The organism is Candidatus Magnetaquiglobus chichijimensis, assembly GCF_045865675.1.
GTDB lineage: Bacteria > Pseudomonadota > Magnetococcia > Magnetococcales > Magnetaquicoccaceae > Magnetaquiglobus > Magnetaquiglobus chichijimensis.
Map to the genome: position 1 here is coordinate 162,221 of NZ_BAAFGK010000005.1, position 15,435 is coordinate 177,655.

At 58.7% G+C, this 15,435-nt stretch carries 12 protein-coding genes; 3 read left to right on the forward strand and 9 right to left on the reverse strand.

Features of this window, described 5'->3' with window-relative positions; translation table 11 throughout:
• Window positions 1–5 precede the first annotated feature (5 nt).
• Window positions 6–236: a 50S ribosomal protein L31 gene (rpmE, locus tag ACOY6C_RS14635; RefSeq protein ID WP_420906259.1), complete on the forward strand. Its 231-nt coding sequence runs from the start codon at window positions 6–8 to the stop codon at window positions 234–236.
• Between the two features lie 383 nt (window positions 237–619).
• Here rpmE and mutM read toward each other — a convergent pair whose 3' ends face one another.
• The 3 genes from mutM to argB form a co-directional block, all read right to left on the reverse strand.
• Window positions 620–1,453 carry a bifunctional DNA-formamidopyrimidine glycosylase/DNA-(apurinic or apyrimidinic site) lyase gene (mutM, locus tag ACOY6C_RS14640; RefSeq protein WP_420906260.1) on the reverse strand — a complete coding sequence of 278 codons (834 nt, stop codon included), beginning with the start codon at window positions 1,451–1,453 and terminating at the stop codon, window positions 620–622.
• A gap of 203 nt (window positions 1,454–1,656) precedes the next feature.
• Complete coding sequence (locus ACOY6C_RS14645) at window positions 1,657–3,048, reverse strand: glutamate--cysteine ligase (RefSeq protein ID WP_420906261.1); 1,392 nt, start codon at window positions 3,046–3,048, stop codon at window positions 1,657–1,659.
• Between the two features lie 165 nt (window positions 3,049–3,213).
• Window positions 3,214–4,104 (reverse strand): acetylglutamate kinase, encoded by an 891-nt coding sequence (gene argB / locus ACOY6C_RS14650; RefSeq protein WP_420906262.1) that lies wholly within the window; start codon window positions 4,102–4,104, stop codon window positions 3,214–3,216.
• A gap of 134 nt (window positions 4,105–4,238) precedes the next feature.
• Between argB and ACOY6C_RS14655 the strand changes: the two genes are divergently transcribed.
• On the forward strand, window positions 4,239–4,871 hold the full coding sequence (locus tag ACOY6C_RS14655) for a TIGR04211 family SH3 domain-containing protein (protein ID WP_420906263.1): 633 nt from the start codon (window positions 4,239–4,241) through the stop codon (window positions 4,869–4,871).
• 14 nt (window positions 4,872–4,885) lie between these two features.
• Window positions 4,886–5,218 carry a P-II family nitrogen regulator gene (locus ACOY6C_RS14660; RefSeq protein ID WP_420906696.1) on the forward strand — a complete coding sequence of 111 codons (333 nt, stop codon included), beginning with the start codon at window positions 4,886–4,888 and terminating at the stop codon, window positions 5,216–5,218.
• A 117-nt stretch (window positions 5,219–5,335) separates the two neighbouring features.
• Here the strand turns inward: ACOY6C_RS14660 and dnaQ are convergent, their stop codons facing one another.
• From dnaQ to topA, 6 genes are all read right to left on the reverse strand, one after another.
• Window positions 5,336–6,037, reverse strand: coding sequence for a DNA polymerase III subunit epsilon (dnaQ, locus tag ACOY6C_RS14665; protein ID WP_420906264.1), 702 nt, complete (start codon window positions 6,035–6,037; stop codon window positions 5,336–5,338).
• Complete coding sequence (gene hemG, locus ACOY6C_RS14670) at window positions 6,034–7,455, reverse strand: protoporphyrinogen oxidase (RefSeq protein WP_420906265.1); 1,422 nt, start codon at window positions 7,453–7,455, stop codon at window positions 6,034–6,036. Before hemG ends, dnaQ begins: the two co-directional genes overlap by 4 nt.
• Window positions 7,456–8,016: 561 nt before the next feature.
• Window positions 8,017–9,429, reverse strand: coding sequence for an oxygen-independent coproporphyrinogen III oxidase (gene hemN / locus ACOY6C_RS14675; protein ID WP_420906266.1), 1,413 nt, complete (start codon window positions 9,427–9,429; stop codon window positions 8,017–8,019).
• A 7-nt stretch (window positions 9,430–9,436) separates the two neighbouring features.
• Window positions 9,437–10,504: a uroporphyrinogen decarboxylase gene (gene hemE / locus ACOY6C_RS14680; protein ID WP_420906267.1), complete on the reverse strand. Its 1,068-nt coding sequence runs from the start codon at window positions 10,502–10,504 to the stop codon at window positions 9,437–9,439.
• 588 nt (window positions 10,505–11,092) lie between these two features.
• Window positions 11,093–13,063: an LTA synthase family protein gene (locus ACOY6C_RS14685; protein WP_420906268.1), complete on the reverse strand. Its 1,971-nt coding sequence runs from the start codon at window positions 13,061–13,063 to the stop codon at window positions 11,093–11,095.
• On the reverse strand, window positions 13,060–15,414 hold the full coding sequence (gene topA, locus ACOY6C_RS14690; RefSeq protein WP_420906269.1) for a type I DNA topoisomerase: 2,355 nt from the start codon (window positions 15,412–15,414) through the stop codon (window positions 13,060–13,062). Before topA ends, ACOY6C_RS14685 begins: the two co-directional genes overlap by 4 nt.
• Window positions 15,415–15,435 lie beyond the last annotated feature (21 nt).

Genomic DNA, 15,435 nt, shown 5'->3' on the forward strand with positions numbered 1-15,435 from the left:
CAGCCATGAAAAACGATATCCATCCCCAGTACAAAGACGTCACCTACACCTGCATTGGTTGCGGTCATGTTTTCAAGACCCGTTCCACCGGTTCGGATTTGACTTTGGGCGTCTGCTCGGAGTGTCATCCCTTCTACACCGGCAAGCACAAGCTGGTGGACACCGCGGGTCGTGTCGAGCGGTTCATGCAGAAGTATGGCAAGCAGCAGTACACGGCCAAGCCGGTCAAGCACTGAGCTTGACCGTGGAACTCCCGAAGGGAGGTCCACGGTACGGGGGGTGCGGGGGTTCTCCCCCCATCATGCAAGTTACCGCGGAACTCCCGAAGGGAGGTCCACGGTACGGGGGGTGCGGGGGTTCTCCCCCCCCCATCATGCAAGTTAGCGGTCCGGGACTTCAGGGTCTCTGGTCAGGCGTGGGATGAGAGTCCCACGCCTTTTTGTGTGTGGGTGTTTGTCGGGTTGGGACGGAAGATTGGGTGGTGTACTTACTGGTTGACCGGTCATGAGGCTTTGTTCCAAATCTGCCAGATGGATCAACAGGTTGCCACGGGGGCTTCGCATCTGCCGGATTTGGGTCGAAAGCAGACCGGGCCATGCTGTATGAACAAGATGGGTCGTTACGACTGGGAGGATTCGGGTTGGCAACGTGGACAGAAAAAGGCGGATCTCTGGCCCAGGCGTTGTGACCGGATCGGAGTGGCGCAGATGGGGCAGGTTTCGCCGGTTCGACCATATACGTTCAGTTCTATTGAAAAATATCCAGGTTTTCCATCGCTCTGCCGATAATCCCGCAAGGTGGTTCCGCCTTGACGAATGGCGGCTTCCAGGACCTGCTTGATGGTACGGGTCAAACGGATGCATTCGTCGGGCTTGAGGGATCCGGCGGGTCGGGCCGGATGCACGCCGGCCAGAAAAAGGGCTTCGTTGGCGTAGATGTTGCCCACCCCGACCACCACGGCACCTTGCATGATCAAAGATTTAATCGCCACGCGGCGTCCTCGGCACCAGGCGGCCAGGTGATCGGCATGAAAGGTCGGCTCCAGGGGTTCGGGTCCGAGTTTGGCGAGCAGGGGGTGGTGGCGCCAATCGCCCTCGATCCAGAGCAGGGCGCCGAAGCGACGCGGATCGCGCAGGAGCAGGCGGGTTCCGTCGTCAAACGTCCAAATGACGTGATCGTGGCGTGTGGCAGGGGTGGCAGGGTTCTGGATGAGCAGTTGTCCCGACATGCCCAGGTGGATCAGCTGGTGGCCGGCATCCATGGACCAGAGCAGGTATTTTCCGCGACGGTGCAAGGTATGGATGGTTTGGCCGACGAGGTTTTGGCGCAGGGTATCGATGGGGATGGGCCAGCGGAGTTTAGGGGTATGGATGGATAGGTTTTGGATGGTTCGGCCCAGCAGGTGAGGGGTGAGACCGGCGCGGATGGTTTCGATTTCGGGGAGTTCGGGCATGGGGGATTGGGAAGCAGAGGGTTGGAGGTGACAATGGATTGGCTGTCTGGAGGTCACCATTCAGGACCCCCACGATTATCGTGAAGAGCGCGCGAAAGGCAAAAACAAAAGGCAAAAGCAGGGTTCCAAGGGCTTTGCCCTTGAATCCCACCAGGGGCCATGGGTCCCTGGAACCCGCCAGTTGTCAGCGCCGCGCCGTCTCCTCAACCACACTCCGCCAAAAAGGTTTCGAACTCCTGCTCCACGAACACCGGCTCCACCCGCCCACCCCAACGCTGCCGGTAGGCCTCCAACATCCGCTCCGCGGGCGTCACCCCACTGGCCGCCGTGGCAAAAAGAGGCTTCAAAAACATCGTCTCGTCACACCCCTTGGCGTTCAACCGACTGTGCGCGGCCAACCCGGCCTTGGCGTGCGGCAAGACCTCCAACGCCAAATCCCGCAAAGTGCGATGGCCGGGAATCGGCGTCTGCAACGCCAAACGCGGCACCTCGGCATGAATCGCCGCCCGCTCCTCATGCCCCCAATCCTTCACCAACTCCCAACAGGCCGATATCGCATCCTCGTGATAGAGAATCCCCTTCCAGAAGGCCGGCAGGGCACACAACGTCGCGGAATTGCCCGCGTCCGCGCCTCGCGTCTCCAGATAGCGCTTCAACCGCACATCCGGAAACAACGTGGTCAAATGGGTCTCCCAATCGGAAAGGGTGGCATGAACGCCTGGCAAGGCCGGATGCCTGCCCTCCAGAAAGGCCCGAAACGGCACGCCCCCCGCATCGCGATAGGTTTTGTCGCGATGGATGAACAACATCGGGGTATCGAGCGCATATTCGACATAACGCTCGAAACCGAATCCCGCCTCGAAAACGAACGGCAGCCAGCCGCACCGATCCGGATCGGTGTGACGCCAGATCCAGGCCCGATGCGACAAGAAACCGGTCGGCTTGCCATCCATGAACGGAGAGTTGGCGAACAACGCGGTCACCAGAGGCTGCAAGGCCAGCGCCAGCCGGAACTTGCGCACCATGTCGGCCTCGTCGCCGAAATCGAGATTGGCCTGAACCGTGGCGGTACGCGCCATCATGTCAAGACTCAGATGACCACGGGTGGGCAGATAGGCACGCATGGCCCGATAACGCCCCTTGGGCATCCACGGGATCGCCTCGAAGGGCCACAAGGGCTGCGCGCCGATCCCCAGAAAGGCCACCCCCAACTCGCGACACACCTGGCCGAGTTGATGCAAATGGTCGTCGATCTCCTGCCAGGCGGCATGAATGTCCTTCATGGGCGCGCCGGAAAGCTCCACCTGTCCGCCCGGCTCGAGGGTGATGGCCGCCCGATCCTTCTTCAAGGCGATCGGTCGGCCCTGTTCAAGCTCGATCTCCCAACCGAAACGACCGGCCATTCCGGTCAACAGGGTCTCGATGCCGTTGGGACCCTCGTAGGGAATGGGCCGGAGATCATGCTTGTCAAAGCCGAACTTTTCGTGTTCCGTGCCAATGCGCCACTCCCGGGACGGCTTGCAACCCTGTTCCATCCAGGCGATCAACGCATCCTTGCCTAGCGGTTGGCCAGGCATTTCGTCCTGTTCAGGCATGGCGGCACCGGATTTGCACGACAACGGGTGCGATCATTTTTTGACCCTTTCCATGGACCGCCGATGGCGGCCTTGATTTCAACCCAACACGTTCGAACCCTTGTCGCGATGCCCTATCTTTCACCGCATTGGCAGGTCCGGTCCAAACCATCCCGAAAGGGAGGGTCATGCCACCAGCGTGCCGATTCCCTGATCCGTGAAGATCTCCAGAAGCAGGGCATGCTCCACCCGGCCATCGATGATGTGGGTGGTGGTCACCCCGCCGTGCCGCGCCGCCAGACAGGTCTCCACCTTCGGAATCATGCCGCCGCTGATCACACCCTCGCGAATCATCCGGATCGCCTCCGTGGCCCCGAGACGGCTGATCAACCCCCCCTCCTGATCGCGCACGCCGGGAACGTCGGTCAGAAGAATCAGCTTTTCCGCCTTCAACGCCGCGGCCACCTTGCCGGCCACCGCATCGGCGTTGATGTTGTAGGTCTCGCCGGCACGACCCACCCCCACCGGCGCCACCACCGGAATCACGTCGGAATTCCGGAACATCTTCAAAAGCGTGGTATCGACCTCCTCCACGTCGCCGACCCAACCCAGGTCGATCAGCTCTTCGGGCTGTTCCGAATCCGGAGCCGCCTTGCGTTTCGGCGGACGCTTGCGCGCCAGGATCATGTGACCATCCTTGCCGGACAATCCGGCGGCCCGGCCACCGTTGAGGTTGATCAGGTTGACGATATCCTTGTTGACCTTGCCGGCCAACACCATTTCCACCACGTTGACGGTCTCCTCGTCGGTCACCCGCTGCCCGTCGATCATCCGGGGTTTCAACCCCATGCGTGTCATGATCTGGCTGATCTGCGGTCCGCCGCCATGCACCACCACCGGATTGATCCCGATCTGGCGCAGCAGAATCACATCCTGGGCGAAACTCTTCTTGAGACTCTCATCGACCATGGCGTGACCGCCATACTTGATCACAAAGGTGGCGCCATCGAATCGGCGCATGTAAGGCAAGGCCTCGACCAGCACGCGTGCCTTGCTGACATGGTTGTCCAACGACATATCGGCTCCTTGGAATCGCTTGAGGCAATCAATGGAAAAAGGGTCGGGGCTTGGGGCTTTCTGTGGTTGACGAACCCCGCCAAACAGGCATCATAAATCAAAACGGATTACTTTCAACAGGATCGGGTTCACGCATGAACGAATTTTTTCCGCCCTCAAGGCGTAGTGGCCTTGAAATCAAATGGATCACGGCACTTTGCCTCGGCCTGTTGCTGGCCATGCAAGCCCTGCCAGCCCTGTCCGAGGATCGCTATGTCGCGGATGAGCAGATCAATATGCGCCGTTCGGCGGGTTTGAATGCTCCGGTGATCCGCACCCTCAAGGCCGGGGACAAGCTGGAGTTCTTGGAAAGCAACGGTTCCGGATGGGATCATGTTCGTCTTCCCGACGGCAGTGACGGCTGGGTGGCGCATCGTTCCCTTTCCACCAAGATCCCGCCGGAGATCGAACGCAACCAGCTGCGTGCCGAAATCGACGAGTTGCGCGCCAAGCTGGTGAACCAGGAGAAGCTCCAGAACGAACTCAAGCGTATCCAGGAGGTCTCCCGCAATGCCCTGCGTATCGAGCAGGAGAACCAGGAGCTGGTCTCCAAGACCTCGCGACTGGAAAAGGAGCTGAAACAGGCCAACGATGAGAACCGCATCTTGGAAAAGCAGTCCGACACGCTTTTTTTCCTGGCGGGTGCCGGTGTGTTGATCGTTGGTTTCATTGCCGGACTCATCATGCGGCGGCGGCGTAGAACCTCCTCTTACGGCAGTCTGGAATGAGCACGGAGAGTCGCATGCGTTTCAAGCTGATCGTGGTGACCATCCGTTCCGACTTGAGCGACGGAATCGTGGCCGCAGCACGCAAATCCGGCGCGACCGGCGCCACGATCATTCCCGCGCGTGGTGTGGGCATTCATGGTGTCAAGACCATTTTTGGTCTGACCCTCGACATTCAGCGTGACATGATTTTGTTTTTGGTCGAAGAGCATCTGGTCAAGCCGGTTCTAAAGACCATCAAGAAAGTGGGGGCTTTTCATCAACCCGGCTCCGGCATCGCCTTTGTCCTTGATGTGGAAAAGGCGGTGGGTCTGGAGAGTCAGGTGCCCAATTTCATCGATGAGATGTGAGGAGCGTTGCAAAAACTCGCGGGGTTCGGGGTCCATGGCAAGCGCGCGGGGCTGCTGCCTCCGCATTAAGCCGGGGACCTTTGGTCCCCGGACCCTTGCGACCGTTGAAACACCCCCTCAATTCGTCCACAAACAGGCACCATGCTCTTTCTGCATGAACTCCAGAAACGCCGCATGGGCCTGCTCTTCCTCCCTGGCGATCGGCCAGACACGCACCGGACGAACCACATCCACGGTTACCGCCTGCTCCGTGGTTGCAACCTTGACGACAACCTCTTCAACCCCGCCAGTCAAATCCATCGCGAACTGCGCGCCGCCATTCAAGGCAACATACACCTCGGCCAACAGCTCCGCATCCAACAACGCGCCATGCAACTTGCGATGCGCGTTGTCAATCTTCAACCGTTTGCAGACCGAATCCAAATCAGCCTTGGCCCCAGGAAAACGTTTCCGCGCCAACATCAGGGCATCAATCACCCGGGAACCATCCAGCAGGGGTCGTTTGATCCGCGCCAGTTCGGCATTCAGAAAACCCAGATCAAATCCGGCATTGTAAATCACCAGTTGATCCGAACCGATAAAAGCCAAAAAGTCCTCGGCAATTTTCCTGAAAATCGGTTCATTGGCCACCTTCTCATCGGTGATGCCGTGAATGCGGGTCGCCTCGGCGGGAATCGGTCGTTCCGGATTGATGAACCACTGCCGTGTCGCCCCCTTGCGCATATGAATCAGCTCCACGCAACCGATCTCGACGATGCGATCCCCCCTGTTGGGGGAAAGTCCGGTGGTTTCGGTATCCAGGGCGATCAGACGGGTCATGCGGGTTGTCCCTCCTCCTCTTCCGGCTCTTCCGGCAGCTCACCGGTCATACGTTTGGCCAGCTTCTCGGCGTTGAGCACGCAATCCGATACCGAGATGCCATCCCGCCAGTTGGCGCGGGTGTGAATCCCCGGATAGGCTTTCAGGATCTTGTCCAGCGCCTTGATCCGGTTCAGATGGCCGACGTTGTATTGCGGAATGGCTTGCTGATAACGGGTCATGCGCAACAATTCCGGTTCGCCGCGAATCCCCAGGGTATCGGCCAGATCCTTGCGTACCCAGGCTTCGAGTACCGGATCGGGCATGGTCAGGGCCTGGTGATCCATGGCCCCGCCGATGAAGCTGGTCAACAACACCTTGTTGTCCGGCGCGCGTCCGGGAAAAAGCGACGAGGAGAAGAGCGCACCGAGCAGACGTACCCGTTCGCGGCGGGGCAAGAGAAACCCGAATCCATCCAACGGATGGCTCACCTGGTCGCGGGCATAACCCAACGCGGTCGAGGCGACCGGCGCGTAAGCGATACCCGCCAACAGTTGACTGGCGGCGGGAAGGGTGGTGAAGAGCGCCTTGGCCGCCGCGTGGGCCGGCATGGCCAATACCACCCGTTCGGCCCGTTCCAAACCCCGTTCACCTTGGGGATTGCGCCATTCCACCTGCCAGCCGCCCTCGACCGGACGCACGGTGATCACCTCGATTCCGGTGCGCACCGTGCCGGCGGGAAGACGGGCGGTGATGGTGGCCGGCAGCAGTTCCAGGCCTCCATCGAAGGTCACCAGTCGTCCCCGAGGCATGCCCATCGCCTTGTTTTTCTTGCCGACCATGATGCCGCCGACGATCAGGGATCCCCAGCTTTGTTCCAGTTGGTGTATCTTGGGTGCCGCCGCCGCCACCGACAGACTGCCTGGATCGCCGGCGTAGACTCCGGAGATGAAGGGATCGATGGCGTAGTCGAGGAACTCCCGTCCCAGGCGTCGGGTCACGAATTCGGCGATGTGCTCCTCGTGGTGAACCCAGCCGATGAGGGGTTCGGCCAGGAGTCGCAATTTGGCCCATGGGGAGAAAATCGTCGAAAGAATGAATTTCGGTGGTGAGTCTGGCAAAGCCTTCAAGCGACCGTGATGCATGACGAAGCGTTTCGAGGAGACCGGTGAGGCTTCGATCAAGCGTTCATCGAGATTCAGATCCTTGACCAGGCGGCCCAGGGCGTCATCGGTATCGCCGGCTTTTTGCAAGGTGGAGTTGGGGCCCAGTTCGATCTGGTAACCCTGATCGTGTTCGGTGCGGATTGAGCCGCCGGGGCGTTGACCAGCGTCGAGCACGGTGACGGGTTGACCGCGTTGGTGCAAAAACCAGGCGAGGGAGAGGCCGGAGATGCCGCCGCCGAGGATCAGGGTATGGCCAGGGAATGTGGTGTTCATGTACCGGTGATTGAAAGAATAAAAACCGTTGCAGGGGTCCGGGGACCGAAGGTCCCCGGCGGAGGTTTGGAGGCAGAGCCTCCAAGGTTTTGCTTGTGCCTTTGTCTTATGTCTTTGTCTTTAGCTTGTGCCTTTGGCGCGCTCTACAAAAAAGCGTTTTTTCGCGCTTTTTGCGAAAAAACGCTGCGCGCCGCCTTGGCTGCGGCATCGTTTCGCGCTTTTTGGCGAAACGATGCCGCGAACATGGCCCGGAATCAGACCTCCGGAAGCCTCTCGCCTTCCGCGAGCAATTCGCCCCCTCCTTATGCCCTGGCGGGCATAAGGAGGGGGCACATGAGACCCGCGCGCTTGCGCCCATTTTCGCAAAAAACGCGAAAATGGGCTTATCGTGTAAAGCGCGCGAACGGCATAAAGAATAAGTCCCAAGGGCGTTGCCCTTGGATCCCACCAAGGGCTTTGCCCTTGGATCCTACCAGGGGCCATTGGCCCCTGGACCCCGCCAGTTGTCAGCGCCTGCTTCCTCCCCCGCCCCTTCTCAACCTACCTTCACCTTCATTTTCATCAAATCGTCTTGGAAAAAGCCTTCTTCTGGGGCCCGTTGGCCAAATACCAATCAAACGCCATGCATACATTGCGAATCAACAACCGCCCCCCAGCCGTCACCCGCACACACCTTCCATCATCCTCCAACAATCCTTCATCCACCATCCGGGCGATCTCACCATTCTCAACCGAAAAATATTGATCGAAATCAATCCCCAAACGCTCCCCGGTCCCTTGACGGTCCAACTGGAAATCACACATCAACCGCATGATCACATCCCGCCGAATCCGATCATCGACACTCAATTCCAATCCCCGGAAAATCGCCAACTCCCCGGCATCCATGCGGGCATAATACTCCGGAAGGGTCTTGTAATTCTGAGCATAGGCATGACCAAACTGACTGATCGAAGTCAAACCCAATCCCACCAGATCACACTCGGCACGGGTGGTATAACCCTGAAAATTACGATGCAAGGTGCCCAATCGCTGCGACATGGCCAACTCGTCATCCGGCTTGGCAAAATGATCCATGCCGACATAAACATAACCTGCGGCCAACAATCGGGAAATGGTCTGTTCGAGAATGCGCAGCTTCACCTCGGCGCTCGGCAACTGATTGACGTCGATGCGACGTTGCGGAGTGAAGTATTGCGGCAGATGGGCATAGTTGAACACCGCCAACCGATCCGGTTGCAGATCGGTGATCACCACCTCCAAAGTCTTCATGAAGGAGGCTTCGGTCTGCAAGGGAAGACCGTAGATCAAATCCAGATTGATTGAATGAAAGCCGTTGGCGCGAGCCTCCTCCACACATCGCTGAGTCAGTTCAAGAGGCTGAATGCGATTCACCGCCTTCTGTACCGCAGGTTCCAGATCCTGTACCCCGAAGGAAACACGGTTGAACCCGATCTCCCCCAACCGGGCGATGGTCCCGGTCGGACACTCGCGCGGATCGGCCTCGATGCCGTATTCGCCCGCGCTTTTGTCCGCCAGATGGAAATGATCGCGCAAGGCGCTCCACAACCGGACGGTCTGCTCCATGGTCAGGTAAGAGGGAGATCCCCCACCGAAATGGATCTGCCGAACCTGCCGCTCCGAGGTGAAATTCCGGGCCATCAATTCGATTTCCCGGATCAGGGCATCCAGATACGGCACAGCGCGGGTACGATCCGGGGTGATGATCTTGTTGCAGGCGCAGTAATAGCAAACCGTGTCGCAAAACGGGATATGAAGATACAGGGAGAGAGGACGATCCGGCTTTTCGGCGCTGGAACGGGCGATCTCGCGCCGGAAATCCTCGGGTCCAAACCCCTCGTGAAAATGCGGGGCCGTGGGATAGGAGGTATAACGCGGTCCGGACCGATCGTACTTTTCGATCAGGGCGCGGTCGAATCGAACCTCCTGGGATATGACGATGGCATCGCTCATGACGTGATCAAGACCCCTGAAAGGAGAAATTCCGCACGGCCTCGACCAACACCCCCACCCGTTCGGGCAGACAATCCGGAGCAATGCCGTGACCCAGATTGAAAATGTGTCCCGGATGGGGACCATACGCCCGCAGGATCCGTTCCGCCTCCTGCCTGATCTCCTCGGGCGAAGCGCGCAACAAGCCGGGATCCATGTTGCCCTGCAAGGCCACCTTGCCACCGACCCGCAAACGGGCCTGACCAATATCCGTGGTCCAGTCCAATCCCACCACCTGACAACCGCTTTCGGCCATGGCCTCAAGATGCTCCCCGCACCCCTTGGCAAACAGAATCACCGGAACCGGCATGCCATCCGGTCCGATGCGTCGCAATCCGGCCACAATGCGGCGCATGCTCTCCAGAGAGAAGTTCAGGAATTCATCGTGGTCAAGCACGCCACCCCAGGTATCAAAAATCTGAACCGCCTGCACCCCGTGGCGAATCTGGGCGTTGAGATAGTCGGTCACCGCCTCGATCAGTCGATCCAGCAGACGTTGCATCACCTCGGGATGTTCGCGCAGCATGCCCAGAACCCGCGTGAAACTGCGACTCGACCCACCTTCGACCATGTAGGTGGCCAGGGTCCAGGGACTGCCGGAAAAGCCGATCAGAGGCACCCGATCCGCAAGCAGGGTACGAATGGTCCGGATGGCATCCATGACGTATTTCAAATCCTTTTCCGGATCCGGCGCGCGCAATCGCTCCACATCGGTTGATGTCTCGATGCGGGGATTGAGAATCGGACCCTCACCGGTACCAAAACTCAACCCCATGCCCATGGCCTCGGGAATCACCAGAATATCCGAAAAAAGAATCGCCGCGTCCAGACCGAACCGTTCGATGGGTTGCCAGGTCACCTTGGCGGCCAATTCGGGATTTTTGCATAAGGAGAGGAAATCTCCAGCTTCCCGGCGTACCTGCATGTATTCGGGCAGGTAACGACCTGCCTGACGCATGATCCAGATTGGCGCCCGATCCGTGGGCAATCCCAGACAGGCTCTTAAAAAACGGTGATTCGGTTCGGTCGTGGGCATGGATTTTGCTTTGAGATCCTTTTCGAATGGATGAGATTTCGGTTGAGGATACATGGTGACGAATGGTCGGTTGAGGCCATTCTATATGCTATTTTCTTTTATAAATCAAAAGATGGAATAATAAAGGGGAGCCCGAATTGTGGATCTTTTTGATAAACTATTGAAATAATTTACAAATTTTATCAATTCTCCTGGGCATGATGCGTGGATGGTTCAGGGGATTAACTGTGCGCACCGTGGGTTTTGACGGTCATGGGCGTGTTTTTGCCCAGTTTGTGCCTGCAAACATCCACAAGGTGATCCACAGGTGGTTGTGGATGAAAATGTGACGGTGATGTTGGGGTGAGATTCAGGATTGACATGGCTGGTCTGCTTCTGGTTGAGGGTGGTACCCCCATAAGGAGACACATTTTTACTTATTTTCGCGCGCTTTATTTGAAGAGTGCGCGAAAATAAAAAGAAACGTCAAAAGATCAAAGTGCCAGGGCTTTGCCCTTGGATCCCACCAGGGGCCATTGGCCCCTGGACCCCGCCAGTTATCCTGCCAGTTATCCATGCCGGAGCCTTGGACCTCAAGCCTGGACTGGATCACGGGATTTTTTTGTCCAACCCCTTCTTGCGCATGATGTTGGCCGTCTGATAGAAGGCAATCGCATCCCGCAACCCCTCGACATCCTCCTCTTTCTGCAACACCTGCCGCTCATCCCCTACCCGACGCTCGAACCGATAGAAACTCGACTGATGCTGCGGACTGAGCACGGTCAATCGATCCCCCATGATAAAACCCAACTTCTGATAGGTGCCGATGAAGGCGCGCCTCGCCTCGGGTGGGGTCTGGAAAATGTCCTGACCGAAGAAACGACTGGTGTAGCTGAAATTCAACAAACCCAGGATCGTCGGCGTGATGTCGATCTGACTCATCAAGGCCGACTCCATGCGCACCGGAACATGCCTGGGAGCATGAATCATCAACGGAATGTGATAACGATGCACCGGCAATTCGGTCTTGCCGGCACTCCCCGCACAGTGATCCGCGGTGATGATGAACAACGTGTCGTCAAACCAGGGCCGCTTGCGCGCCTGGGCGATAAACTCTCCAATCGCCCAGTCGGTGTATTTCACCCCACCCTGACGCCCTCCCGGCGAAGGAATGTCGATGCGACCCGCCGGATAGGTGAAAGGACGATGGTTGGATGTGGTCATGACGAAATAATAAAACGGCTTGCCATCCGCATGAGCCCGATCGGCCTCGCGCACAGTACGCCGGAACAGATCCTCGTCGGCCACACCCCAGATGTTTTCATGGGTGATCTCGCTGGCGTCGAGCAGGGTTCTATCCACCACCTCGAAACCGTTGTGACCGAAAAAGTGGTTCATGTTGTCGAAATAACCGTACCCGCCATAAATGAAACGGGTATCGTAACCACGTCGCTTGAACAGATCCCCGGAGGAGAAGAGATCCTCGTTATCGGGTCGCTTCACCTTGCTGCGCCCCGGCGTGGGCGGAACCGACAACACCAGACTCTCCATGCCGCGATCGGTACGGTTGCCGGTGGCATACAGATTGGTGAAGGTGAGAGACTCCTTGGCCAGTCGATCCAGATTCGGGGTGATGTTCTCCTGGTTTCCGAACAGGGCCATGTATTCGGCGCTCATCGACTCGATGGTCAACTGAATCACGTTGAGCCGCTTTTCCGGTCCCGGATGAACGATGGAACGGGCAATGTCCAGCGGGTCGATCGCATCGAGAGGTTTGGTGTCCGGCGATACCCGCAACCGCTCCCGTACCCGCGCCGCCATCTCCCGGTCGTCGCGTTGCAGATAGAACACCTCGTATGGCAATTCGTTGTGGATGAACGCGGAAAAAAGCGAATAGATGCCGTTTTTGGCCAACTCGTTGTGGTAACGGTTGTTGGAGACCTCGGAGAGATCCTGATCGATGGCGACAAAGGCGATCAACGGAACGATCAGATAGAGCGAACCCCGACGACCCCGCTCCCGCAGGGTGGTAAGGGCGGCGAAGGTGGGATCGAGCCAGCCGCGCCGCTGGATCAGCCAGCCGATGGCGAAGGTGGCCACCAGAATGGCGGAAAGCAGTTTCGGCACCGGGTAGGATTGGCGGATGTTGCCGATCACCTCGTGGGTGTAAACCAGATAATCCACGGCGATGAAGTTGTAACGCACCCCGAATTCGTCCCAGAAAATCCACTCCGAGACGCCGTTGAAGATCAACACATACAGAGCGCAAAAATAGACCAGCTTGAACAGAAGACGCTGCACCGGATGGCGCAGGATCCGATCGGGCAGGAAAATCAGATAGAGGATCAGGGGAATGGAGAAATAAAAGGCGGCGAGAATGTCGAAAAGCAATCCGCTGGCTTCGATCATCACCAGGTTGATGAACGACGGATCCAGGGTATCGAGCGCCTTGAGGCTCAAGATGACCCGGATCACGAACGAAACGACCACAAACAGGAGGATGAACAGATGCAGCGCGCCAAAACGGGAGGCGAGCAGTCGGGCGCCTGGGGAGACCGGGATTTCAGAGGTGGGGATCATGTCGAACCCGGCTCACTGGTGGCCACCTTGACCCGATAGTCACACCCCTCCGTGGCGCACAGGAGTTCGGTGCCGAACCGCTTGGTGACCTTTTCGGTGAGAAAGGGGGCGTTGCATTTCGGGCAGGGGGTGTTGGGAAGTGGTTTGTTCCACAAGGCTTTTTTGCACTTCGGATACGCGGAGCAGGAGTAGAAGATCTTGCCGTAGCGGGATTTTTTCTCCAAAAACGTTCCTTTGCCGCACTCCGGGCAGACCACGCCGGTATCGATCGGCTTGGAAAGGGGTTGGATGTTGCGACAGCCCGGATAGCCGGAGCAGGCCAGATATTTGCCGAAACGACCGCTCTTGATGAGCATCGGTTCGCCGCACTTGTCGCACTTCTCGTCCGACACCTCGGGCGGGGCGACCGGTTTCTCCTCCTCGCCCTCTTTTTTCAGATTCTGGGTGAAGCGACACTCCGGATAGTTGGAGCAGGCCAGGAAACGTCCGAAACGCCCGAGCTTGATGAACAACGGCTGTTCACATTCGGGACACTTCTGATCCGTGGCCTCGCTGGTGATGTCGGAGCGCTTGGTGGTGCTCTCCTTCTCCTCGATCTGGCTCTTGAAGGGGGACCAGAAGGAGTCGAGCAGCGGCACCCAGGCCTTCTCCCCACGCGACACCGCGTCGAGATCATCCTCGAGATGGGCGGTGAAGTGATAATCGACGTACTTTTCGAAGTGCTCGACCAGAAAACGGTTCACCACCTCGCCCACATCCTCGGGCACGAACTTGCGGGCATCGAGCTTCACATAGCCGCGTTCCTGGAGGGTGGACATGGTGGGGGCGTAGGTCGAGGGACGACCGATGCCGAAGCTCTCCAGGATCTTCACCAGCGAGGCCTCGGTGTAGCGCGGCGGCGGTTCGGTGAAGTGCTGACGCGGGGTGACCGCGCGCATGGCCAGGGCGTCGCCCTGATCCATGGGCGGGAGCATGGTATCGGTTTCGTCCTCGTTGCGCTCCTGTTCGGGCTTGGCGTCGGTGCTTTCGCTGTAGACCTCCATGAAGCCGGGAAAGGCCACCGAAGAGCCGTTGGCGCGCAGTTGATACGGCGCGTGGGCATCGGCGCTCCCCACCGAGATGGTCACCGCCACCTGATCGATTTGCGCCGAGGCCATCTGACAGGCCATGGTCCGCTTCCAGATCAGCTCGTAAAGCCGGAAACCATCCCGATCCAGACTCTTGCGCAGCTGCTCGGGATGGAGGGTCGGATCGGTGGGTCGGATCGCCTCGTGGGCCTCCTGGGCGTTCTTGGCCGAGGATTTGTACTTGCGCGGGGTTTTGGGCACATAATCCGCGCCATACCGCTCCTTGATCAACTGCCGCATGGCATTGACCGCCTCGTTGGCCAACTGCACCGAGTCGGTACGCATGTAGGTGATCAGACCCACGGTCTCCTTGGAGCCGTCGGCCATGGTGATCTCGACCCCTTCGTAGAGTTTCTGGGCCACCATCATGGTCTGACGGGCGGAAAAGCCGAGCTTGCGCGACGCCTCTTGTTGCAAAGTCGAGGTGATGAAAGGGGGCGAGGGGTTGCGCGCCACCCGTTTCTTTTCGATGGCGGCCACGTAGAGCGGTTGACCCTCGATGGCGGCGACCAGTTGCCGGGCGCGCTCCTCGTTGGGGATGTCGTAGCGGTCGAGTTTCTTCCCCTCGGCCACCGCCAGACGCGCCTCGAAGGGACGGGCGTTCCGCTCCTGGGCGGCGCGGATCAGATCGGCGCTGATGCTCCAGTACTCTCGCGTCTTGAAGGCGCGGATGTCGTTTTCGCGCTCGCAGATCAGGCGCAGGGCCACGGACTGCACCCGTCCGGCGGAAAGACCGCGCCGCACCTTCTTCCAAAGGAGCGGACTCAGGTTGAATCCCACCAGATAATCCAACGCCCGCCGCGCCTGTTGGGCATTGACCAGATTCATGTCGATGTCGCGCGGATTGGCGACGGCCTCCAGGATGGCCCGCTTGGTGATCTCGTGGAACACCACCCGTTTGCAGGGGATCTTGGCCAGCTCCTTGCGGCTTTTCAGGGTTTCGAGCACATGCCAGGAGATCGCCTCGCCCTCGCGATCGGGGTCGGTGGCCAGCAACAGCATTTCGGCGCCCTTGGCGGCCTTGGCCAGTTCGGCCACATGCTTGGTCGAGTCGGAAGAGACCTCGTAGTGCATCCGGAACTGATCCTCCGGATCCACGGAGCCGTCCTTGGAAGGCAGATCCCGGATATGGCCGTAGGTGGCGGCCACGGCATATTCCTTGCCGAGGAACTTATTGATGGTCTTGGCCTTGGCCGGAGACTCCACGATGACGAGAGTGGTCATGAATCTTTAAGTGACGCTTCG

Coding starts and splice junctions, on each gene's coding strand:
- rpmE (WP_420906259.1), top strand. CDS start 6: ATGAAAAACGATATCCATCCCCAGTACAAAGACGTCACCTACACCTGC.
- mutM (WP_420906260.1), bottom strand. CDS start 1,453: ATGCCCGAACTCCCCGAAATCGAAACCATCCGCGCCGGTCTCACCCCT.
- ACOY6C_RS14645 (WP_420906261.1), bottom strand. CDS start 3,048: ATGCCTGAACAGGACGAAATGCCTGGCCAACCGCTAGGCAAGGATGCG.
- argB (WP_420906262.1), bottom strand. CDS start 4,104: ATGTCGTTGGACAACCATGTCAGCAAGGCACGCGTGCTGGTCGAGGCC.
- ACOY6C_RS14655 (WP_420906263.1), top strand. CDS start 4,239: ATGAACGAATTTTTTCCGCCCTCAAGGCGTAGTGGCCTTGAAATCAAA.
- ACOY6C_RS14660 (WP_420906696.1), top strand. CDS start 4,886: ATGCGTTTCAAGCTGATCGTGGTGACCATCCGTTCCGACTTGAGCGAC.
- dnaQ (WP_420906264.1), bottom strand. CDS start 6,037: ATGACCCGTCTGATCGCCCTGGATACCGAAACCACCGGACTTTCCCCC.
- hemG (WP_420906265.1), bottom strand. CDS start 7,455: ATGAACACCACATTCCCTGGCCATACCCTGATCCTCGGCGGCGGCATC.
- hemN (WP_420906266.1), bottom strand. CDS start 9,429: ATGAGCGATGCCATCGTCATATCCCAGGAGGTTCGATTCGACCGCGCC.
- hemE (WP_420906267.1), bottom strand. CDS start 10,504: ATGCCCACGACCGAACCGAATCACCGTTTTTTAAGAGCCTGTCTGGGA.
- ACOY6C_RS14685 (WP_420906268.1), bottom strand. CDS start 13,063: ATGATCCCCACCTCTGAAATCCCGGTCTCCCCAGGCGCCCGACTGCTC.
- topA (WP_420906269.1), bottom strand. CDS start 15,414: ATGACCACTCTCGTCATCGTGGAGTCTCCGGCCAAGGCCAAGACCATC.